The organism is Mesorhizobium sp. M2A.F.Ca.ET.039.01.1.1 (genome assembly GCF_003998035.1).
In the GTDB taxonomy this organism is placed as follows: Bacteria; Pseudomonadota; Alphaproteobacteria; order Rhizobiales; family Rhizobiaceae; genus Mesorhizobium.
This window is the reverse complement of record NZ_RZRY01000006.1, coordinates 1-20664: the sequence shown is the minus strand read 5'-3', so window position 1 is coordinate 20664 and position 20664 is coordinate 1. Positions and strand designations below refer to the sequence as shown.

16 protein-coding genes and 1 pseudogene are annotated in these 20664 nt (G+C 61.9%); 8 read left to right on the top strand and 9 right to left on the bottom strand.

Annotated features, from left to right (window positions below; all coding sequences use genetic code 11):
• Positions 1-116 precede the first annotated feature (116 nt).
• Positions 117-962, bottom strand: coding sequence for a glycoside hydrolase family 16 protein (locus EOA24_RS01665; protein WP_126079476.1), 846 nt, complete (start codon positions 960-962; stop codon positions 117-119).
• A 661-nt stretch (positions 963-1623) separates the two neighbouring features.
• Here EOA24_RS01665 and EOA24_RS01660 point away from each other — a divergent pair.
• Positions 1624-2391, top strand: a complete 768-nt coding sequence (locus tag EOA24_RS01660) for an FkbM family methyltransferase (protein WP_189343268.1) — start codon at positions 1624-1626, stop codon at positions 2389-2391.
• Between the two features lie 234 nt (positions 2392-2625).
• On the opposite strand, the gene EOA24_RS41360 is transcribed toward EOA24_RS01660, so the two are convergent.
• The 8 genes from EOA24_RS41360 to EOA24_RS01625 form a co-directional block, all read right to left on the bottom strand.
• Positions 2626-2772, bottom strand: a complete 147-nt coding sequence (locus EOA24_RS41360) for a hypothetical protein (RefSeq protein ID WP_189343269.1) — start codon at positions 2770-2772, stop codon at positions 2626-2628.
• A 32-nt stretch (positions 2773-2804) separates the two neighbouring features.
• A complete protein-coding gene (locus tag EOA24_RS01655) occupies positions 2805-4142 on the bottom strand; it encodes a hypothetical protein (RefSeq protein WP_126079478.1) in 1338 nt (445 codons plus the stop codon).
• A gap of 2 nt (positions 4143-4144) precedes the next feature.
• Positions 4145-5407, bottom strand: coding sequence for a glycosyltransferase family 4 protein (locus EOA24_RS01650; RefSeq protein ID WP_126079479.1), 1263 nt, complete (start codon positions 5405-5407; stop codon positions 4145-4147).
• 15 nt (positions 5408-5422) lie between these two features.
• Entirely contained in the window at positions 5423-6181 is a 759-nt protein-coding gene (locus tag EOA24_RS01645) for a DUF1616 domain-containing protein (RefSeq protein WP_126079480.1), read from the bottom strand.
• A complete protein-coding gene (locus EOA24_RS01640) occupies positions 6168-8150 on the bottom strand; it encodes a hypothetical protein (protein ID WP_126079481.1) in 1983 nt (660 codons plus the stop codon). The genes EOA24_RS01645 and EOA24_RS01640 overlap by 14 nt, the downstream gene beginning before the upstream one ends.
• The gene (locus EOA24_RS01635) at positions 8147-9292 is read right to left on the bottom strand and encodes a glycosyltransferase family 4 protein (RefSeq protein WP_126079482.1); all 1146 of its coding nucleotides are present in this window, start codon (positions 9290-9292) and stop codon (positions 8147-8149) included. Before EOA24_RS01635 ends, EOA24_RS01640 begins: the two co-directional genes overlap by 4 nt.
• Positions 9293-9297: 5 nt before the next feature.
• Positions 9298-10104: a glycosyltransferase family 2 protein gene (locus tag EOA24_RS01630; RefSeq protein ID WP_126079483.1), complete on the bottom strand. Its 807-nt coding sequence runs from the start codon at positions 10102-10104 to the stop codon at positions 9298-9300.
• Positions 10105-10764: 660 nt separating this feature from the next.
• Positions 10765-12360 carry a hypothetical protein gene (locus EOA24_RS01625; protein WP_126079484.1) on the bottom strand — a complete coding sequence of 532 codons (1596 nt, stop codon included), beginning with the start codon at positions 12358-12360 and terminating at the stop codon, positions 10765-10767.
• A 279-nt stretch (positions 12361-12639) separates the two neighbouring features.
• Between EOA24_RS01625 and EOA24_RS01620 the strand changes: the two genes are divergently transcribed.
• The 7 genes and pseudogenes from EOA24_RS01620 to EOA24_RS01590 all read left to right on the top strand — a co-directional run.
• Entirely contained in the window at positions 12640-12981 is a 342-nt protein-coding gene (locus tag EOA24_RS01620) for a hypothetical protein (RefSeq protein ID WP_126079485.1), read from the top strand.
• A gap of 519 nt (positions 12982-13500) precedes the next feature.
• Positions 13501-14655: a glycosyltransferase family 2 protein gene (locus EOA24_RS01615; protein WP_126079486.1), complete on the top strand. Its 1155-nt coding sequence runs from the start codon at positions 13501-13503 to the stop codon at positions 14653-14655.
• A complete protein-coding gene (locus EOA24_RS01610) occupies positions 14656-16275 on the top strand; it encodes a GMC family oxidoreductase (protein ID WP_126079487.1) in 1620 nt (539 codons plus the stop codon).
• Between the two features lie 7 nt (positions 16276-16282).
• Entirely contained in the window at positions 16283-17182 is a 900-nt protein-coding gene (locus tag EOA24_RS01605; RefSeq protein ID WP_127255262.1) for an NAD(P)-dependent oxidoreductase, read from the top strand.
• Between the two features lie 345 nt (positions 17183-17527).
• Positions 17528-18505, top strand: a complete 978-nt coding sequence (locus EOA24_RS01600) for an NAD-dependent epimerase/dehydratase family protein (protein WP_189343270.1) — start codon at positions 17528-17530, stop codon at positions 18503-18505.
• Entirely contained in the window at positions 18505-20427 is a 1923-nt protein-coding gene (locus tag EOA24_RS01595; protein WP_145970240.1) for an HAD-IIIA family hydrolase, read from the top strand. The genes EOA24_RS01600 and EOA24_RS01595 overlap by 1 nt, the downstream gene beginning before the upstream one ends.
• A pseudogene (locus EOA24_RS01590) lies at positions 20424-20664 on the top strand (GHMP kinase); the annotation flags it as partial. The gene EOA24_RS01595 and the pseudogene EOA24_RS01590, both read left to right, overlap by 4 nt.

Here is a 20664-nt window from a genome sequence, read left to right as displayed (position 1 = left end):
GATCCGGCGCCCACCGACGGCTTGCATCCGTTGCGCTGGCCGTCTCGCTGCTCGCAGCTTAGTTCCTGCTCCGTTCTGTCGAGCGGTACATACGCTCACTTTCGTGTCGTCACTCCTCAATGCTGTCGGTCCATGTTCAGGTGGTAGACCTGAACGTCGGTCACCTCCAGTTCGAGCGTTGCCGGGGTCGAACTGTCGTAGGCCGTGTGCCAGCCAGACGCGCTGCTGTTGGCGACACTCAGACTAATGAGCAGGGTCATGGCACCGGTCGGCACGTTCGTAGTGACGGTTCGCTTGAGCACACCATCGAAATAGAACTCGATTGACACCCCCGGTATGTACTCCATGCCCCAGACGTGATAGCCGACCGACAGGTCCACACCAGCATCGAAGAACCGCTGCTCGTTGGTGGCAGCCAACAAAGCGTTTGCCAGCACCGCGTTGGCCGACACGGAGCCGCTGAGGAACCCGCCCTCCTGCGTGTCGATCTCGGCCCCGCCCTCGAGATGCCAGAAGCCTGGCCATCCGCCAGTGCTGACGTCCGGTTGCTTCATGCGTATCTGAGCGTAGCCACCGGCAAACGTGAACTTGCCGTGCGTGCAGATAGCGCCCGACTTCCACGTGTACCCGGCGAACCGGTTGCTTCTCGTCGCAACGATCTTCAAGCCTGATGGGCCAGTGCTGATCTGGGCCGGGTCGAAGTACTCGGCGTCGAACCCGCCAGCGTTCATCGCGGAGTACGGCGACGGCACGCTCTGCTGCCAGATACCGTTCTGGTCCGCGATCGCCGGTATCCACTTCGTGGAGTCGAGCGAGTGCTCGGTGAAGGTGTCCTCGAATATCAGCTGACTGGTAGTGTACCCAGCTGGCGGCGGCAGCGACGACCCACCGCCCCCACCACCCGTGTCGCACGAGACGATCATAAGCGTTGTGAAAGAAATGTACTTCGATATACTTTTCATATTGCCCTACTCGTAACGAGGGCTTGACCAAGATGCAATTGCGATGGTCGCCGCCGCTCACCGATGGCACGGCCAATCTTAAAGCGAAACGACGAGGAGCAGATAGTCGATCGTGAACTATGACAGGTTAGCTCGACTATATTGCGCGGCAGGTGGGCCTCGACGCGATCATAGGGGCACGAGATTATAGAGGTATCAGTCGGTTTAGCGCTGCTGCCTTACCCTCTTTGTCCTCGCCGCGCATTATCCGACCGCCGCAACGCCTTCGCCTCATTCCATGTCGCACGGCAAACGTCGCGCTCCTCATCCCGTGTGAACTCGACATGACCTTGGGATGAATCGGCTCGTTCGGCGCCGTCGTGAGGTACTCCGCGGCCCGGGCAAGGCTTGACCTTCGTCGATCGGTCGCCGTTGAATTATCCAGCCCATTGGCCTTGGGGCGGCGTGTCGATGCTGATCTTCGGGTGGTACCTCTTTAGTTCTCGCGATCAGACCTTGATCGAGTGATAAAGTCTGCACAACTGAACGAAGATCGTTGCGGTGCCGTCGCCCGAGCGACTCCCCTCCGAGCGGGCCCCTCGACAAGCCACTGGCAATAAATCTGCTGGATGGTTCCTGAATGCTCGCAGTCTTGCTCAGAGATTCGGCTATCAAGCTGTATGTGCTGACCGCCAAGCTCGGCCTGCAGCGTCTTGCGATCTTCCACCGCGCCTATCTTGCGCTTTATCCCCTCTACAAAAGGTATTTTGAAGCAGGCCCGATCGATCAGCTCAGGGAATTCGTGCCAGGCGGATCGCTGGTCATCGATGTCGGCGCCAATGTCGGCTTCTTCACGCTCCGCTTCGCTGAATGGGTCGGCGACGGCGGAAAGGTGATCGCCATCGAGCCTGAGGACCAGAATTACAGCGGCCTGATTTCCGCGCTCGAGCACGCAGGTTTCCTTGGCCGCGTTGAGGCGCTGAGGGTGGTCGCCGCCGCCGAGCCCGGCACGACCTTTCTCGAAATCAACCCGCTTTACCCGTCCGACCACAAGCTTTCCCGGAACGGCACCGGCGTGCCGGTCACCGCCGTCACGCTTGACGGGCTGCTCGCGGACAAAGGAGCCCGGCGCCCGGCGCTCGTGAAAATCGATGTGCAGGGCGCCGAACTGCTGACGCTTCAGGGCATGATGGAGATCCTGAGGTTCGCCCGGCCGGCCCTGTTCGTCGAACTTTCCGACCAGGGATTGAACAAGTTCGGGGCGTCCGTTTTGGCAGTCCTGCGCCTCTTGTCGGATAACGGATACGAGGGATACTTGCTGTCCCGGACCGGGCGTCGAAAGGCAAGCCAAGCCGAGATTGAGGCCAGAACAACCGGAACCGAATCTGCCGATGTGCTGTTTCTTCCTGACAGGCCGGCGAACAGCGCTTCGCACAGCTCCTTGAACTGAACGCCGTTCGTTAGCCTTTTTCGGAAACCGGCTTCTTCGTCGTACTTCTGAGTGACGGAGGAATCGCGCATCAGCGTCCTAGAATTTCATCGCGACTTCCATAGCGGCCTTGGCAGTGCCTTGGTAGCTAGCGCTGGATGTTGGTTTCCCGGTCGCGCTTGCTCGCTCACATGCTCGCGCAGGATCGCCTCGAATTGCGCCCTCCGCTGGTCATTCAGCGTGTCATAGAAATCCTCAAGCACGGCCCGTCACCGATTTGACGCTATCCAGCATCACATCGAGCGGCTTGCGGACCGCAGCCCTTCGCGCCGGCGACGTCATCACACCACTTTGGGCAATTGAAGCTTCGACCACGTCGCTCAGGCTTGCGCGTTCGAGCATCACAAGCGGATCCGCACAAGGCGATCCGTCTTTCAAGTCAGGAGCGGCGACGGGGGCGATTCTTCGTTCACGACGCCGGCGGCAGAATCAGATTTTATTGCGAAGGTCAAAGTCAGGGCCGCGCACACGCCCTCGATGCTGGTGGCGAGCGTCCAGCCCAGGACCAGGCCTTCAAGTCCACCAAGCCTCGCTCCAGCTATCACCAAGCCCAGCTCCAGCAATCCGCCAAGCGCGAACCAGCGAGATGCCTTGCGCATCCTGTCGCCCAACCGCGCCAGCGTGCAGGCATGAAATTTAAGCGTTGTTCCCAGCAGGCTGAAGCCAAGGAAGCGCAGGCTCGAACCGGCGATCTCAGCATAGGCCGGATTGAAGACCGCAAGGATCTTCTGCGAATAGGTGAAGATGAAAACGGCGCAGACCAGCGAAAAGAGCAATGACGCCATAACCGATACAAGGATATCGTGTCTGGATTGTTTCGGGCTCGCTCTCACCACGGGGAACAGGACCGTGGCCATGGCCGCGGGAATCAATGAGGCGATGGTGACCAGCATCCATAGGGATACGAAAGCGGCATTGATGGCCGGAGACAGGAGAACCAGGACAACGTAGGGCATGATGATGCCGGGAGCCTGCAAGGCCACGTCGAGCACGTAGTGGTCGAAGACCTTGCCCCGCAGCGTACGGAGCAGCTGGAAATCGGGAGGCCCAACGAGACGACGCGCACCGCCCCGGGTCAACAGGTCCACGCCGATGATGGACGCCAGAAGACCGGCCACCCAGCTCAGAATAAGCGCGGTATGGGAGGTGTAGCCGCCAACCGCGGCGGTGGCGATCAGCATCAGCTTCAACGTGCAGAACAGCACTTGCCGGATCATCCTGCCGGTGGCGCGCAGGGTGCCCAGGAACGCCTGGTCGGCCAAGATGGCGAGAACGGTCAGACCGCAGCCGAGGACGAATGCAACTCCCACGAACCAGCCGCCGATCAGCTCGGTAGAGCTGCCGAAATACGCATGCCCGAAGACGAACAACAAGGCCAGCCCGACCCCCAGCGCCACCCCGAAGCACAGTGCTGCGGCCACCAGGCCGCGCTCCCTGCCGGGATTCCGGACGATCTCACCCACCAGCATAGTCCCGAGTCCCGCCTCCCCCAGCGTGCCGATAAGTCCCATCACGGACAGCAAGGCAGAGGTGTTGCCGATCACCTCCGGCGGAAACAGCCGCGCCGCGAGCCACCAATAGACGAACCCGAGACCGGCCGCCGCAACCGTTCCGGTTGCCATGGCGCCGGAATTCATCACGAACGCGGCGCTCTTTCGAAGCTCTCGGCGCACGCGAGCAAATGCCGTCCAGGAGTGGTCTACCGACATCATTACTATCCCGAACTTTGCTGTGCCGGCACCACGGACCTTCCAGGGGCTGGGCGAAGGACGTCCCGATACACCTGCTCGATCCGGGTCACGACCGCTCCGGCCTTGAGGCGCTCGATCCTGGCGAGGCCTGTCGCCTCCAGCCGGGCGAGCAAGGCGCGGTCCTCGAGAAGTCTCTGCATTGCGCTGGCGAGGGCGTGCGCGTCGCCGCTCGGCACGAGAAGGCCTGTTTCGCCATGATCGACGATATCCGGCATGCCGCCGATGTCGGTTGCAACAACTGCCTTTCCGGACGCCATCGCTTCCATGATCACTGTCGCGCAGGCTTCTGGCCCCACCGACGGCAGCACGCCGAACAGTGAGCGCCGCCATGCATGCATGATGGCAGAATGCGGCCACATGCTGAAGACTTGAACGTTCGGCGGAAATTTGGTTGGCGTATCGGGGACCCGGCGCCCGATCAGGACCAGTTGTGGCGCCCGCTCCAGGCTGGCATAGGCTTGCAGGAGAACGTCAATGCCCTTGAGGCGCGTCAAGTCACCGACGAACAGGATGAATCCATCCCCGGGGAGCTCCCGCAGGCAGGCGTCTTCTGGGCCAAGCACTCCGACATCGTCGGGCACGAAGTTGGGGATAACGTCGTAAGGGGCGTGGCCTTGGGTGAGTCCGTTGTGACGGGCCACCGCGTGGCTCACCGCGATAAAGCGGTCCACCACGCGCCGAGCGGCGAAGCTCGACGCCCAATTGCCCAAGGTGGTCACAGCTGCCTTCACCGCCCCGTAATGCCCAGTGGCGCAAGGCAGGCACTTGGCCGCCGCGGGGCCACTGCAGAGCTGGGCGCCCAAGTGCATGAAGTTCTTCTTCGCGCAGACAAGGCCGTAATCATGGAACGTAACCACGAGGCGTGCCCCACTCAGACCTTTGAGCGGCAGGAAGGACGCGTAAATCCAGTTGTGGGCGTGAACGATGTCCGGCTCCTCCTGGGCTACCAGCCGCTTCAGGGCGAGCATCAGTTCGGGATCCGGGAAGGGCGGCGCATGGCGGCGCTCGGGATCGGCGTGAAGGCCCGACAGACGCTGGAGCGTGCCGCGCAGGCGATGCACGCGGACCGCGCCGTCCAGCTCGGTTTCGGGCGATCCGGGATGCCACAATGTCCCGACGCTGACATGATGGCCTCGCCGCGCCAGCGCCGCGCCCAGATTGCGGACGTGACGCTCCTCTCCCCCGATTACCGGAGGATAGAACTGCGATAGCAGCAGGATGCGCATGGTCGAGCCTTCATTTCAGAAGCGCGGCACCAGCGTCGAAACGCTGCGATACAGCCGGTTGTCTTGCGGTCGATAGAGCCTTGCTTCGGCCCTCTGGCGGATTGCTACGACGGGCACCGGGATTTCTTGCGCCCAGGTGGCGCCCGGCGCGACGGGGACCGATCGGAAAACGGCGAACGGTTGCCCATCAAGGGTGATTTCCACGTCGAACCGCTGAGTTTGGGTCTCGGCGCTCCTGATGCCGACCGTGATCCGGCCGTGCTCGCCACTGGCTGATGGCAACAACCAGAACTCGGTATATTTGAATTCCCGGTGGACCGCTTCGTCTCTGACGGCAAACGCATAGGCCCCGGTCGCCACAAGCACCGCTAGCATGAGCACGGCCCCCTGCCAAACCCGGACCCGCGCCAGAGCCGGCCAAGCTGGCAGATCGGGAGTGTCGCGGCGGACGGCGGCCACCAGCGCCGCGGCGGCCGTCACGGTCCAAAACCACAGCGCCCAGCCGAGCGGCGTGAGGGAGCCTGCGGCGTTCAGTGCAAAGCCCCCGGCGATGCCGACGGCGAGGCTTGCTCCGACCGCGTAGACGATGTGTTGCAACGCGGAGGTCGTGCTGACGCCAATGGCCCGCAACACCGTATGGCCTGGGACGAGGAACACCACGGGTGCGCCGAGGGCAACCCGGAGGAGCGCGCTGTCGCTGAAAGCAACGGCCGCCACCGCGGCCCCCGCCCACAGGCAGGCGGCCAGAAGGCCCCGCTTGCTAATGGTTCTCATGCAATTCCCTCACGTCGTAGATGACGATCCAGCCATTGTCATAGACGCGGGTGACGCCCTTGACGTCATTGAACTTGAGGAGCGCTGCACCCGAGATCGGCGTTCCCTGCCGCCGTTGCCACGGCTGAAAGTAAAAGCCGAGCACTGGTGGAGCCGTGCTCAGGCGCCGGTCAACCAGCAGGAAATCGATGTTGCTTCCCGCCAAGGCCCAGAACTCCCCTGGCCCCAATGTGTCGACCTCGAATATGCTCGCGGAATCGATGCCTTCTCTGATCTTGACCCTGACGTCCTGCCGGCCGTAGCTCGCAAGCAGAATGCTGTTGATGCGGTCGGAGATGAAGCGGTTGCCCGCGCCGAGCCATTGCTTGGCCCAGCGTGCCGTTTCGATCCCCATGGGCTCGATTGATTCCTGATCGGCCGCCACCCTATAGCGCCCATCGATCGGATTAATCGAGGCGCTCGCGACGCCGCCCAGGACGATGACCGCCAGAGCGAGGGTCGGCGCGATGCGGCGCCACCCGTGCGGCGCGCGGCCCTGCCAGAAGTGGACGATGCTCACTGCGACGACCAGCCCAACGCCGATGAACACGAACGTTCCCATGCGGTTGCCGATTTCCCATCCGGCGCTGGTCAGTCGGAAGGCCACGGAGACCGGGAGCCCGAAGGCCAGCAAGGTGAGGAGCAGGACGCGGCTGTCACGCCAGCGGCATTTGAGAATGTCCCGGATCGGAAGCCAACCCGGCGGCCGCGCACCACCGAGCGCTGCGATGGCAAGTGACCGAAAGAATCCTGTTGCCAGTCCGAGTGCCAGCAGCAGGAGCGCCAGCAAGGTGGTCAGTTGCAGGTAGAGGGCCTTGGCCGGCGCTTGAAGATGCTCCGTCGCCGGGGTGGCGGTGCCAAGGATCATGCCAATCAATGAGTGGAAGCCGGCCCCGATCACCGGGCCGAGATAGCCTGCGAGTGGGATGCCACGGAACTGCATCCACAGGAACGGCAGGGCTATGGCCAAGATCGCCGTGAAACCCACGCCGATCCTGGTCTCAATCCGCATGGGATCGTGACGGCGCAAAGCTTCGAGACCCGCCAACGCTCCGAAATAGATGGCGGCGAAGGCGGCCGAGACGTGATGTGTGACCGCGAGGCTTGCCAACAGCAAGGCTATCAGCCCGAGCGACTTCAGCCTCGGTCGCCCGACAAGATCCTTGGACGCCGCTTCGACCGCGAAAGCCAGCACACACAGCACGATGCCGAGGCTCTGGTAGGAGAAACTTGAGTCGAACAGGAAGAAGGTTGAGCAGCCCATGTAGGCCAGACAGGCGATAGCTGCGATACGCGGCGATCCGACGATGCTTTCGAGGAACAGAAACAGGGCACCGATGAACGTGCCCTTGAGGATGGCCAATAAGAGCGTTCCCGCCACTAACAAGGGCAGTCCCGTCAGATCGACGATCGCCGTCGTCAAGATTTCCAGGGCGGGATACGTTGGCCCGATCGGGAAAAGCGGGTTGGGCAGGAACAGCCGGCGGGCCGTGATGAGATCGTCGGCTGCGATCCAGTGCAAGAACTCGTCATAACCGCTGAAGCTCGTCGGGGAATAGACCTTCTTGCAATAGAACAGAGCTTCGACAAGCAGGAACAGGAGGAACAGGCGCTCACCTCGGGCTGTCGTTGGCCAGGCGATGCGGAGGCTGGTCGGAACGATCAGTAGGACCATACCGGACCAGAAGAGCGCGGGCGGCACGTCATAGCCCCGGCGCCCGGTTGCGTGCCCGGCCACGACCAGGAGCAGAGCCGTTGCGACGGTCAGGCACAGTATCGCGATCCAACCGTATTTGGCCCGTTGCGGCGGGGCATCGGCGCTGCCGCCGTGAAGATCCGGACCGATAACGGCCGATAAGAGCCGTATCCCGGCCTGGAGTGGTTTGATCCTGGTTCTCGCGGTGAAATGAGCCTGCGTCATCAGCATCATACCCTCGTCGCGGGAGGCCAGGATGTCACGCCGCCGGAGGCTGAGCGGACCGCGGATCGGCTGCCCAGGACGTTACAATAGACGTCACTCAGTGCTTGCGCGCAGGCATCCCAGTCGGGCAGCGCCAAATCCGGGACCTCCCGATGGGCCTCCAGTTCCTCGGCCATGGCGGCGGCCAGCTCTCCCGCATCGGCGTTGCACGAAATCGCCCGACACAGACCATTGGCAGCCAGCTCCCGCAGACCGGACGTGTCGCTGACGAGGACCGGACGGCGCAGCGACAGGGCTTCCATCACGGCGACCGGATGGGCTTCGTATTCGCTGAACAGCACGAACAGCGCGGCACTCGCCAATAGATCTGCCATTTTCTGCCGCTCTGAGGCGCGGATACCAGCAATTGTGACCCGCCTCTCAAGGCCGAGCGTCGCGGCTAGGCGCCGCAATTCTCCCTCGTACGGGCCAGTACCGACGATGTGCAGTCGCACGTCCGGTACCCGGCGGATCAGGGCGGGCAAGGCCGCGATCGCCCGGTGATGGCCCTTGTAGCGCTCCAGCCTACCGCCCGAGACGATCAGGTGAGGATCGACCTTGACGCCGGGGCTCGGAGCCGGCATCGAGGCGCCATTCGGGATAACGGCAAACCGCTCCCGCGGCACGCCCATCCTCCTGCTGAAGAAATCGGCTTCGAATTCGGAGACGCCGATCAGCCGCTCGGCCCGGGCTACCATCGGCTGGAGCAGCATATGCTGGGTGCTGCGAATGGCGTTGCGAAGCCGGGAGGAATGCCCGCCGCTGTGGAAGGTCAGGACGAACGGCAGTTGCCCGCGCACAGCTGCGAGCAGTCCGATCGGCACCACGAAAGTGCTGTAACCCTGGAAGTGGATCAGATCCCAAGCCCCGCGCCGGATCGCGGTATAAATGCCGGGTGCCACATAGAGGTCCAGTTCCCTTGGCCAGGCTGGGACACGCCGCACACGCATGCCGCCCACCTCCTCCTCAACCGGCAACTCCCCTGAGGGATCGGTAGTGAGCACGTCGACCGCATGGCCACGCGCCACCAAGCGGGGTCCGACTTCCTGGATGTGAGTTTCAATGCCGCCCATGAAGGGGTAACAGCGAGCGGCAACCATCAGGATTCGCATCAGGCCTACCCGCCGTCATCAAAGGCTGTCGCGCCCCGCCCGTGTTGTTGGTACACCCACTCACGCAAGATGGTCTTGAGGACGCGCCAACCGTCCGGGATGGCACGCAGATGGCTCACACCACTGATGCGCGAAGCTTCGAAACTCGGCACCTCGACGATATTGAGGTGGTTCTTCAAGGCCCGCACGTTGATGAGGGTCTCGATCTCGAACCCATCGCAGTCGCAATTGAGCGTGCTGACATGCCTGGTCCAGAAGGCAATGTATCCGTAACATAGGTCGGAGAACCAACCGCCATAGAGGAGTCGCACGAATAGGGTCAGCCCTCTGTTGCCGACCATCCGGAAAAGCGACATGTCGTCGGTGCCGGCGCCCTGGATAAAGCGTGAACCTTTGACGAGATCCGCGCCGGCCATCAGCGCGCTGACAAAGACGATCGCCTCCTCAGGGACCATGGAGCCATCAGCGTCCAGCATGACGATGATGTCGCCTGTGGCGGCCCGGAATCCCGCTTGCAGTGCGGCACCCTTGCCCCGGCGGGGCTCCAAGACAACCTTTACGTCCCCGCGTAGGCGGCGCGCGACCGCGACCGTGTCGTCGGTCGAACGGCCATCCACGATGATGATCTCGTGCGCCCAGTTGGGGATGCGCGGCAGAAGCCAAGGGAGGTTCTCGGCTTCGTTGAGCGTCGGCACGATGAAGCTGACTCGGGGTAGGGCCAACGATTGCCGCAGCCCGAACTTGATTGGGTCAGGCGGCGACACGGCACTGACAGGGGCGAGAACACTAGCACTGGAGAGACCGGCATTCATGGTAGCGCTGCACGATCGAGCGATGGGACCCAAGGGGCGGGTTGGAAACGCACCAAGACTGCCGATAGGCGTCCGGCGCGATGATGAGAGGAATGATAGGTCCCGGAAAGAACCTGCCCCAGAATGGCGGCCATATCCCCGGGTTCAGCTATGTTGATCATATGGAGACTCCCGGACGTGACGAAAGATGAGATGAAACAAGACTGAGAGATTGAAATGATTGAACCTTCCTTGGCCTGAGTTAAGCAAGGATTGCTGATGCGACGCCGCAATGGAAGCTTCAATAGATGGTTAGAAGGCACCAAAGGTGATTAGCTCTTTGTGGTTATCCCTTCAGGTTAGTTCGCGCCAACCGCCATGACAGATGGCACGGCAGTGGCACGATCACCTTCAGCGGCTGCGGCAGCAGCGCTGCCGCCGGTAGACCTGAGGAGCCGCCAGCAGCGCGATGCGTTCACGCCCGCGAGGACAATCATCGAGCTGCGGCTGGGATCCAAATCCCCGGACGACAGGCTCTCGGAGCAAGCAGGGTAGAAGGCAGCGAAGATCGCCGGCGCGATGAACCTCGCGCGAAACGTCGACATTGCCACTGGCCAGAAGCCGCGGGGCCCCGCATGTGGGCTCGCTTCTTCATCCGGCCGTAATTTCCCGAGCTACCCCTTAATCTTGCGCGCCAGAAGGGTCGAGGGCCCGACCGCCTGGCCACGCTAACTGTTCTGGACGAGAAAGGGGCCGCCCATGCGACGCTGAGGGCGGCACATCGGGCGCAAACAGCCGATACGAAGTTGTGACCTGGCGCAAGCCACGGACATGACCGAATAGGTCGATCACCTCCAGGCCAGACCGGCGGTTATAGGTGTGACACCCGAACGCTCCGGACGAAATGCCACCAATCGGGGTCTGGGCAAACTCCGACTCGCCGAGCGCATCGATCCGGCAGAACGTCACCGCGCCGCCGTAGCTGCGAGCGCAGTTCTGGACTGGGCGTAGCATGCGTCCGCCGTGTCGGATAACGGCGCCTGCGGGGCGGCTGAGCGCAGCATCGAGCAGAATGGGGTTTGCGGCATGGGGCGTCCAAGGTTTCGTCAGGCTCGCGGCATGGTAGAGGCTAAGAACATCCCAGGACGTGGACCTCCACAGCCTTGGGCTGACGAAAAACCAAAAGCCGCCCTCATGGCGCAGCGGCGTGGTGTCGTACCCCTCAATGCCTTCCAGGAGGCAGGCCTCCCGCTTCCACCGGTACGGGAATTCGACCGCCCTGTAGAGACTGACATTCCTTGCCGCACCCGATTCGGGGATCATCCAGACCTGCCCGTCCTGCTCGAACACGAACGGGTACGAGAGGTGGTGCGGCTCCTCCAGGACGATCTGAGGTGCGCCGGCGGCCCCGCTCCGGTCCGCTGTCACGACCGCAATGCACCCCCGGTTCTTTGAGTAGAGGTACTGTTCGACGAAGATGAAATCTTGCCCCTGATGCCGGAACGGGAACGGGTCGGCAAGGAAGCTGCCGGTGTCCCCGGTAAGCACGCTGAAAGCTGCTTGGCCTTTATCGAGCAGGCTCGCTACCTGGTCGAAGCGCCAGCCAATCCCCCATGACCTGCCGCCTCTCGACAATCTGTCCAAGAACTCGATTGCCTTCGATACCGCCGTTGCGGTCTCCCATGCAATGGCCGAAACCGCGCCAAGGGAAGGCGCCGCCGTCGGTGGACCGGGGACACCGGACGAAGCTGAACTGGTTTCCCCGCGCAAGGCTTTTAGGATCAGCGCCACAGCGCAGGAGAGAACGCTGTCGAGGCCCGCCGTGAATACTTTACGGTCCACACTGGCCGGACGTGCCATCCACGGCTGCGACGGGCGCGCCGTGTCGTGCAGTTCGACGAGAAGGTCCTGATCATTCGCCAAGGCCGTCATGACTCCAATCTCGCCCGGTAGCCCGTTGAAGAGCGGAGTGAGCACGCGCCGTCCCGACGGGAGCGGCTCCTCGCCGCTCAAGTTGATCACCACATCCACTTGGTCGGCCGGGGGTGGCGGCAGGGATCGCAGCTCCGCCTCTACGGAGTCGGTGACACCGTTGGCGCGGTAGCCATAGAGCAGTCGTTCGAGTTCGAGCAGCAGCCGGAAGATCAACGGCAGCGGGCGGCAACCGGCCGAGAATGCGCAAGAGACATCGTTGCCGGGCACTTCAGTAAGCGCTTCTGCCAGCCAGAGGTGCCATCGCAGTAGCCGGGACGGATCGAGATTGAGGCAGATGCGCATTGTTGTTCTCGCAACCGATTTCAAAAGGACGCCAGCTCACAACTCCACGATGACAAAGCAGCAGCGCGCCCCGCAGCGCGAGGATGGTTTCCGCCCAGTGCATTCCGGAGGCTCACCGAATATCTGATTTGGGAGATGGCTGACAGCACGGGTCCCCACTCGAGCGGCTGGAAGCGGCCAGGCACTACTATGCCCGATCGACGCTCGCCTGTGCGAGGTCAGAAGGGGTAGTCCTTCGGGGCGCTTGCGCTGTGCCTCCGGCAGGAGTCACGTGGAGGAATGAATGTCGACTGGCAACGGACAAGATATGGACTGCGTAACGCGTGGTGGTTTGCGCTCTTGCTCGCGTTCATATCCGTTCCGGCACTCGCGAGCACCCCGAACGATCCGTCGGCAACATCCTTCATCAAGACTTCCGGAACGAACTTCACGCTGAACGGCCGCCTGTTCTTCGTGACCGGCGTAAACAACCACTATCTGACCTACGGTTCGCACTATGAGGTCACTCGCGTTCTCGACGACGCGGTGGCGATGGGCGCCAATGTGGTCCGCGTCTTCCATAAACCTGTGATCGGGTCGCTCGACGGAAGCGTCCCCAACGATCTGGAATTGGCGGCTTGAAGGCGAAACCAGCAATCTCGCAGTCAACGGTACGTATCCGCTGTACTGGGATCCGAGTCAAAACAGGATGGCTATCAATGACGGCGCCTACGGCATGCAGAAGGTTGATTTCCTCGCTGCAGGACAGCGGACGCTATCCTGTCGACGAATACACCAGTTCGATATCCACCGTGACGGTGGTGCGCTCTGGAACATCCTCAAAGCCGCCACGGCTCGGGCGACGCAGACACGCGATGCCAGCTCGGCCTCAGAAGCCACTCACTAGCTGCCATGACTGAAGCTTGCATTGTGATCTGCGCCTCCACACTCGATCGCTGGGACGATTTGAACGCGGCCGTCAGGGCGGTGCGCCGCCAGGCCCGCCGCGCCCGCGAGCCCTGGTGATCTTCCGTGGTGAGAACCGCCCTCCGGGCAGGCCGAATCCGGTGCGCGGAAGCCTGGCGTTTAAAACCTGGACCATCGCACCCTTATCGAAGAGTTTGGACAGACACGGGCAGCTCAAGTCGGGAGAATTCCTAGATGCGTATTCTGAAGCTTGCGCAATCCTATCCGTCGACTGGCGTTGGCCAGGAGGGCCACGTCCGGAACCCAAGTATCGATCTCGCCCGCGGCGTTAATGACGTTGCCAAAACCGGTCAGCCGCGGTCGAAAACCGGGCAGTCCGAGGATGGCGTCAGCAGCGAACGCCGCCCCCCTACGATCTCAGTAATTATCTGTGCCTACACTGCGGACAGATGGGCACTGCTGCTGAGGTCGGTGGCCTCGGCTCAGGAGCAGACATTGCAGCCCTGCGAGATCATCGTATGCGTCGACCAGCCCCTATTCCGCCGTTGTGCCGCCCAATGGGCTGACTTCGCTGCATCCACCCCCCCAATACGAGTGATCCAGAACAAATGGGATGGGCATCTCGGGTCGGCCCGAAACACGGCAGCCGAGACGGCTGCCGGAGAGATCCTGGCGTTCCTGGATGACGATGCGGCGGCCGACAAGGACTGGCTCGAGGTTCTCACCGCCCCGTACCAGGACGAGCGCATCGGCGCCGTCGGCGGGCGTCCCATTCCGGTGTTCGAGGTTGGCCGCCCGGACTGGTTCCCTCTACAGTTCGACTGGGTGTTCGGATGTGCTTACGATGGCCTTCCGACCAGCCGAGGCCCTTTGGCTCACCTCATCGGAGCCAACATGTCGGTGCGGCGGACCCTCCTCGAGCAGGTAGGAGGATTCCATTCCGACCATCACGACGACATGGACATGTGCCACCGCGTGGCGCACATCAAGGGCAGCGAGGCGGTCATCTATGAACCGGCGGCGACCGTCCGCCACTTTGTGCCCGCCTCACGGCCGACCTGGAAGTACTTCTGGCGCCGCTGCTTCTTCGTCAACAAGGGGAAAGTCGAGGCCTTTGCCCAGATGGGCGAAGCCGCCACACTGGGTGCCGAGACCCGCTTCGTCTGGCACGCGCTGACCAGGGGCGTGCCGCGCGAGATTTTGCAGGCGGCCAAGGGCGACGCCCACGGGCTGGCGCGGTGCGCGGCAATAATCGTTGGCGTGGGCCTTGCCGCGGCAGGCCATGTCACCGGCCGGATCGCGCTGCTGCGCCGCCGGCGCCAGCTGCGCCAACAGGCAAACAAGCAGATCCTGGACGCAGCCGCGCAAGGCGTTAGGCGTGGGAAGTAGATGCCGTCTTCGCTAATCATCGGGTCGGGTCCGGCTGCAGCCGCCGCCGTGTTGGCGCTGTCCGAAAAACCGGACGAGAAGATAACCGTGTTCGACCCGGGCACCGTGCTGAACGCGGAGACCCAGGAGGTCATAGCCAGGCTGTCTAGGCTGCGTGTCGACGACTGGGATGAAGAGGATGTCCGCCGGATCAGCCAGCAGCCCAAGCCGGTCCAGTCCGACTCGCTGCCTGAAAAGAGAAGCTACGGATCCGATTTCCCGTTTGCCAACAAGGGCCAGCTCGACGGCGTCCATTCCGTGAGCAGAGTGAACCCGGCGGTCATATCGAGCGCCTACGGGGGGTTCAGCAATGTCTGGGGGGCCCAGATCATGCCCTTCAGCGCCGCCACGTTCAAGGGATGGCCGTTCGGCTTCTCGGATATGGAAGAGCACTATCGGACGATTCTGGGTCACATACCTTTCGCGGGAGAGTCCGACGATCTCGAGGAGTGGTTTCCCCTCATCGGATCCCCGGACGCGCTTCCGCCGCTGGCGCCGCGGACACAAATGGTCCTGGCCAACTACGACCGGCACCGCGAGCGAGTGCGCTCCACCGGAATAACGATAGGCCGCGCCCGGCTCGCCTTCGCTGCCCCTCAATGCCAGCCCTGCAGCCTGTGCATGACCGGGTGCCCACGGTCGCTGATCTTCTCGGCCTCGCACAGCTTCGATCGCTTCCGGCGCAACGGGAGGATCGACTACCGCAGCGGGTTGCTCGCGGTGCGAGTCGAACAGGAGGGCGACACGGCCGTCGTGCACGCACGGGAGCTGTCGAGCGGCCGGATCCAGCGATTCACGGCCGACCGGGTCTTCGTGGGCTGCGGAGCAATCGGGACCACAAGGCTGATGCTGGGCTCGCTCGGATCGAACCAGCCGGTGCATCTTTCGGAATCTGCTCAGTTCGTTCTTCCAATGATTTCCATGAAGCCAACTCCCGACCCACGTGCAAGGCGCGAGTTCACACTCAACCAGTTCACCATGGTCATCGCCCGGGACGACGAAGGCTTGGATGTTTCACAGATTCACTTCTATCCGTTCAATCAGGCATATTACGATGCGCTTCCCGGTTTCCTCAAACACCGCGCCGCCGCCTTCGCGACCGATCGGCTGCTCAGCCGGTTGACGGTAGGCCTGGGCTACTTGCCGTCCTGGGCGTCACCCAAGATCCGAGTGAGCGCCCAGCTGTCCGCAGCAGCTCCTGACGAGCTCCCCCAGATCACTCTCACTTCGGAGGGCTTCAGCGAGGCCAAGGTCAGGGGCAAATGCGTGCCTCCAATGCTGCCTGACGTGATAAGCCGGATCCGCAGGGCGGCACCTTACCTTGACTTGTGGCCAGTCACGCCGCGGATGCTGTGGTCGGGCGGAGCCAAAAGCTACCACTTTGGCGGCAGCTTTCCTCACGCCAATGAGCCGGATTCCGGGAGTGCGACGACAGACCGCCTTGGGCGGCTGGCGCGCTGGGACCGGATCCATCTCATCGACGGGTCGGTTTTCCCAAATGTTCCGGCTACCACCTTTACGCTGACGGTGATGGCCAATTCGCATCGCATCGCCCGCGAAGCGATGCAGCTGACGGCTTGAGCGTTCGATGCGGGTCGGTATCACCGGAGCGAACGGATATGTCGGGACCATCCTGCGCGCCGCCTTCGCCGAACAAGGGCATAAGGTCATCGCCTTCGCCCGTCCGAACCGGGTGGCCTCCGAATCTGCCGCCAGCGTCGCCGAGTGGCGCCCATATGAGATCAAGCGCCCGCCGTCAGGGGCCGCATTCAGCGACCTGGATGTGCTCATCCACGGTGCATGGGACCTGACCCTCGTCAGCGCCGGCGATGTGTGGGGCACCAATGTGTCAGGCTCGCAGCACCTCCTCCGCAATGTCGCCGCCGCAGGGGTTCGCCGGGTTATTTTTATCTCCTCGATGTCCGCCTATAAGGGAACCCAACAGTTGTACGGTCAGGCGAAACTGGCCTGCGAGCGCACGGCGGGCAGTCTGGGAGCTGTCTCCACCCGGCTCGGCCTAGTGTACGGCCCCGGTTGGGGCGGGATGGCAGGCGCGCTCCGCAAGCTCACCACGCTGCCGGTTACACCTCTCATCGGGGCGCAATCCCATCAGTTCATGGTGCATGAGGCGGACATGGCAGCCGCTATGGTGCGTATTGCCGAGTCGGACATGCCCCTGCCGGAACCGGTAGGGCTGGCCAACCCCGAACCGGTGCCGTTCCGACGGCTCATGAACGAGATCGCCGCATCGCAAGGCAGAACACTGCGTGCCGTCGCCGTGCCCTGGCAGCTTGTCAGTGGCGCCCTCAAGGCAGCTGAGGCGGTGCATGTCCCCCTGCCCTTCCGATCCGACTCCATCCTCGGGCTCGTGCGCCCGGCGCGAGAGGTTCCCGGCGTAGAGCGGCTCAAGCAGCTCGGTATCGAGTTTCGGAGCTTCTCGGTGGATGGCGACCGCCCCTCATCCGGGACATTGCGTCGGTATGCTTAGTCGAGGGCCAGTTCGATCCGACAGAGACGCAAACGGCGAGATTGTGCGGCCGGCACGACCGCCAGAATCCGCAGCAGCGTCGCCCCACAGCGGGCGCGATGCGATTCAGTCCGGATCAGCAAAATGGGGCTACCCCCGAGGAATAATCGCGGATCGAAGAAAACCATGCAATGATTCACAGAGACGCAAGAGACGCATGACCTCAAAACGGGCGCAGAGCTTAATGCCGAGCCCCGGTCGAACTCGCGGCTGTCCAGCGGTGAAGGCTCGCAAACGGAAGTCATTGCAGAATCCGGAAGACTTTGGCGCGAAAGCTTGCGCACAAGAGGCTAAGGGGCAATCCGATTGGTTGAACCGCGCGCCATCTTCATATCGGGAGTGGCCGGCTTTGTAGGAAGCAGGCTTGCACGGATCTTTATTGATCGTGGATATTCGGTCTTTGGCTTTGACAACCTGTCGCGAGGTTCTCGGGAAAACCTGAACGAGCTTCTTACGCATGAGAGGTTCATTTTTGAGAAAGTGGATCTCTCAGACGCGGCTGCGGTGAGAAGCCGCTTTATGAACTGTCACAGTCGCATTCCGATTTCCGAAGTCTGGCACATGGCTGCCAATTCGGACATTCCTGCAGGAATCACCGATGCCTCTGTCGATCTGCGCGATACCTTTCTAACGACGTTCAACGTGTTGGACTCAATGAGGGAGGCGGGAGTTCCGTTCCTTGCTTTTGCATCCAGCTCAGCCGTGTACGGCGATTTGGGGGAGGCTCCGATCAGAGAGGATGTCGGGCCGCTGCTGCCGATTTCCAACTACGGCGCCATGAAGCTAGCATCGGAAGCGCTAATCAGCGCGGCCGTCGAGAACTGGTTGGGGCGGGCCTTGATCTTTCGCTTTCCGAACGTGATCGGCATTCCGGCAACACATGGCGTCATTCTGGATTTCGTCAGAAAGCTAAAGATCACACCAAACAAGCTGAACGTTTTGGGATCGGGCCGGCAACGGAAGGCCTATCTTCACGTCAATGATCTGATCGATGCGATCGTCTACCTGCGTGCAAACGCATCCGAACGGCTTGGCTGCTACAATATCGGCCCCGAGGACAAAGGGGTAACCGTCAGCTTCATAGCGGAAACCACTGTCGAGGCTGTCGCACCGGGCGCGGGGATCGAATACGGATTTGAAGATCGCGGTTGGACGGGGGATGTTCCCCGGTTTTCCTATGACGTAGCAAAGCTCCGTGCACTCGGTTGGCGGCCCCAGCTTGGATCGGCCGACGCTGTCCGAAAAGCCGTCGTGGAAATCGTACGGCAGGAAGGACACCCGTGATGCAGGCCGTTGTACTTGCCGGTGGTCTGGGGACACGGCTCAGGGGCCGGATCGGTGATCTGCCCAAGTCGCTGGCCAACATTGGTGGCAAGCCACTTCTCGAGCATCAAATCCTCCTAGCCAAGCAACACGGGATCGAGAGGATCTTGATCCTGGTGAACCACGCAGCCGAGCAAATCGTGGATTTTTGCAATCAGCGCGGGAATTGGGGGATTGAAGTTCGTTGCGTAGATGACGGTGCGCCTCGCGGGACTGCCGGGGCGGTTCTGTCCGTTCTGCATCTGCTCGACGAGGACTTCCTCACGATCTACGGCGACACGATGCTCGACGTCGATCTCACCCGCTTCAAGTGCTTCCATGAAAGACACGAGGCAGCAGCCGCGACTATTTTCACCCATCCGAATGATCACCCGCATGATTCCGATCTGATCGAGACGTCGGAAGATGGCGTGGTTACCGCGTTCCATCCATATCCACACGATCCCGGTTGCTTTTATCCCAACAAAGTCAGCGCAGCTCTTTACTACATTCGAAGACAAGCCTTGTTCCCGTGGCGCGCCGCGGCAACTCCGCTCGATTTTGGCAAGGATCTCTTTCCTGAAATGCTTCGGGCCGGCGCGGAGATCAGAAGCTATAGCAGCCCTGAGTACATTAAGGACGCGGGAACCCCGGCGAGACTTGACAAGGTCTGCGCCGACCTTGCCTCCGGCCGCATAGCCCGAGCTTCACTCGCTTCTCCGCAGAAAGCAGTATTTTTGGACAGGGACGGGTGCATCAATATCGACGATGGGCATATCGATCGTCCCGAACGCTTCAAACTGATCGAGGGGGCCGCGGCCGCGATCGCCTGTTTCAACCAGGCCGAATACCGGACAATCATCGTCACAAACCAACCCGTTGTGGCGAGAGGAGATTGCTCTGTACGAGACTTGCGGATGATCCATAACAAGATGGAGACCGAGCTTGGCCGCCAGGGGGCTTTTGTCGATGCCATCTATTACTGCCCGCACCATCCAGATCGCGGCTTTGCCGGTGAGGTGGAAGCGCTAAAGGTCCACTGTGAATGCCGCAAGCCCGCCACCGGGTTGGTCGACGAGGCGGTCGAGGCGTTCAATATCGATCGCAGACAATCCTGGGTCATCGGCGATTCCTCTACCGACGTCGCGCTCGCAAAACGGTCCGGCATCAGATCGATCCTGGTCGAGACGGGCGCGGGCGGGCTGGACAGCAAGTATCATGTCATGCCCGACTATACCGTCCCGGATTTGTTCGAGGCTGCCAAGTTCATTCTCACCGTTCATCCGACCTTGGTGGACACGGCATCCGATCTGATCGCGCATGTTAAGCCGGGTGACGTGTGTTTCGTGGCAGGGCTCTCCCGAAGCGGAAAGAGCGTCCTTTCCAGCGCTATCGCCGAGGTACTTCGCGGCCGCGGCTTTGATGCGCAAGTCGTTGCCCTTGATCGCTGGATACGGTCCGCCGCCGATCGCGAAGCAACGGTGATGGGTCGCTACGACATGAACGAGATTAGGAAGGTTGTAAGCCGCCTGGTGGGCGTTCGTTCTCGCGAGACGCTCGATCTGCCCTATTACGAAAAGCTGAGCCGCGTATCGCATCCAAGATCGGAAAAGGTAAGCATTTCTCCGGAAACCGTCCTGGTCGTGGAAGGAGCCGTCGCTCTTTCGCTGTCCGATGTGGTTTTGCCGGGTCGTGCACACACATTCTTCGTTGATATCGATGAGGAGCTGAGGAGGCACCGAGTGACGCGGGAATACTCGCGTCGAGGCGTGGATCGGGAGGCTGCAGCGCGTATCTATAGTTCCCGCCAGGAGGACGAGACACCAATCGTTTTGGCATCGCGGTCGAGCGCCAACCAGTGCGTCCGATTGCGGGCGATCGAGCTGATTGAGGCCGTCGGATGATCATCAGTCAGACGCCGCTTCGAGTGAGCTTCGTGGGAGGTGGCAGCGATCTGCCTGCCTTCTATCGGGAGGAAGGCGGCGCCGTCCTAAGCGTTGCTATCGACAAGTACGTCTACGTGAATGTGAACCGCAAGTTCGATAACGGCACTCGAATCGCTTATTCAAGAACGGAAGAAGTCGACAGCGTCGAGGATATCCAGCATCCGATTGTCAAGGCGACGATGGGATACCTTGGGA

Excerpts from the sequence above, each read along its gene's own strand:
- EOA24_RS01650 (WP_126079479.1), bottom strand. The coding sequence starts at position 5,407 with ATGCGCATCCTGCTGCTATCGCAGTTCTATCCTCCGGTAATCGGGGGA.
- EOA24_RS41360 (WP_189343269.1), bottom strand. The coding sequence starts at position 2,772 with ATGCTCGAACGCGCAAGCCTGAGCGACGTGGTCGAAGCTTCAATTGCC.
- EOA24_RS01625 (WP_126079484.1), bottom strand. The coding sequence starts at position 12,360 with ATGCGCATCTGCCTCAATCTCGATCCGTCCCGGCTACTGCGATGGCAC.
- EOA24_RS01640 (WP_126079481.1), bottom strand. The coding sequence starts at position 8,150 with ATGATGCTGATGACGCAGGCTCATTTCACCGCGAGAACCAGGATCAAA.
- EOA24_RS01620 (WP_126079485.1), top strand. The coding sequence starts at position 12,640 with ATGAATGTCGACTGGCAACGGACAAGATATGGACTGCGTAACGCGTGG.
- EOA24_RS01605 (WP_127255262.1), top strand. The coding sequence starts at position 16,283 with ATGCGGGTCGGTATCACCGGAGCGAACGGATATGTCGGGACCATCCTG.
- EOA24_RS01635 (WP_126079482.1), bottom strand. The coding sequence starts at position 9,292 with ATGCGAATCCTGATGGTTGCCGCTCGCTGTTACCCCTTCATGGGCGGC.
- EOA24_RS01630 (WP_126079483.1), bottom strand. The coding sequence starts at position 10,104 with ATGAATGCCGGTCTCTCCAGTGCTAGTGTTCTCGCCCCTGTCAGTGCC.
- EOA24_RS01665 (WP_126079476.1), bottom strand. The coding sequence starts at position 962 with ATGAAAAGTATATCGAAGTACATTTCTTTCACAACGCTTATGATCGTC.
- EOA24_RS01610 (WP_126079487.1), top strand. The coding sequence starts at position 14,656 with ATGCCGTCTTCGCTAATCATCGGGTCGGGTCCGGCTGCAGCCGCCGCC.
- EOA24_RS01595 (WP_145970240.1), top strand. The coding sequence starts at position 18,505 with ATGCAGGCCGTTGTACTTGCCGGTGGTCTGGGGACACGGCTCAGGGGC.
- EOA24_RS01645 (WP_126079480.1), bottom strand. The coding sequence starts at position 6,181 with ATGAGAACCATTAGCAAGCGGGGCCTTCTGGCCGCCTGCCTGTGGGCG.
- EOA24_RS01655 (WP_126079478.1), bottom strand. The coding sequence starts at position 4,142 with ATGATGTCGGTAGACCACTCCTGGACGGCATTTGCTCGCGTGCGCCGA.
- EOA24_RS01615 (WP_126079486.1), top strand. The coding sequence starts at position 13,501 with ATGCGTATTCTGAAGCTTGCGCAATCCTATCCGTCGACTGGCGTTGGC.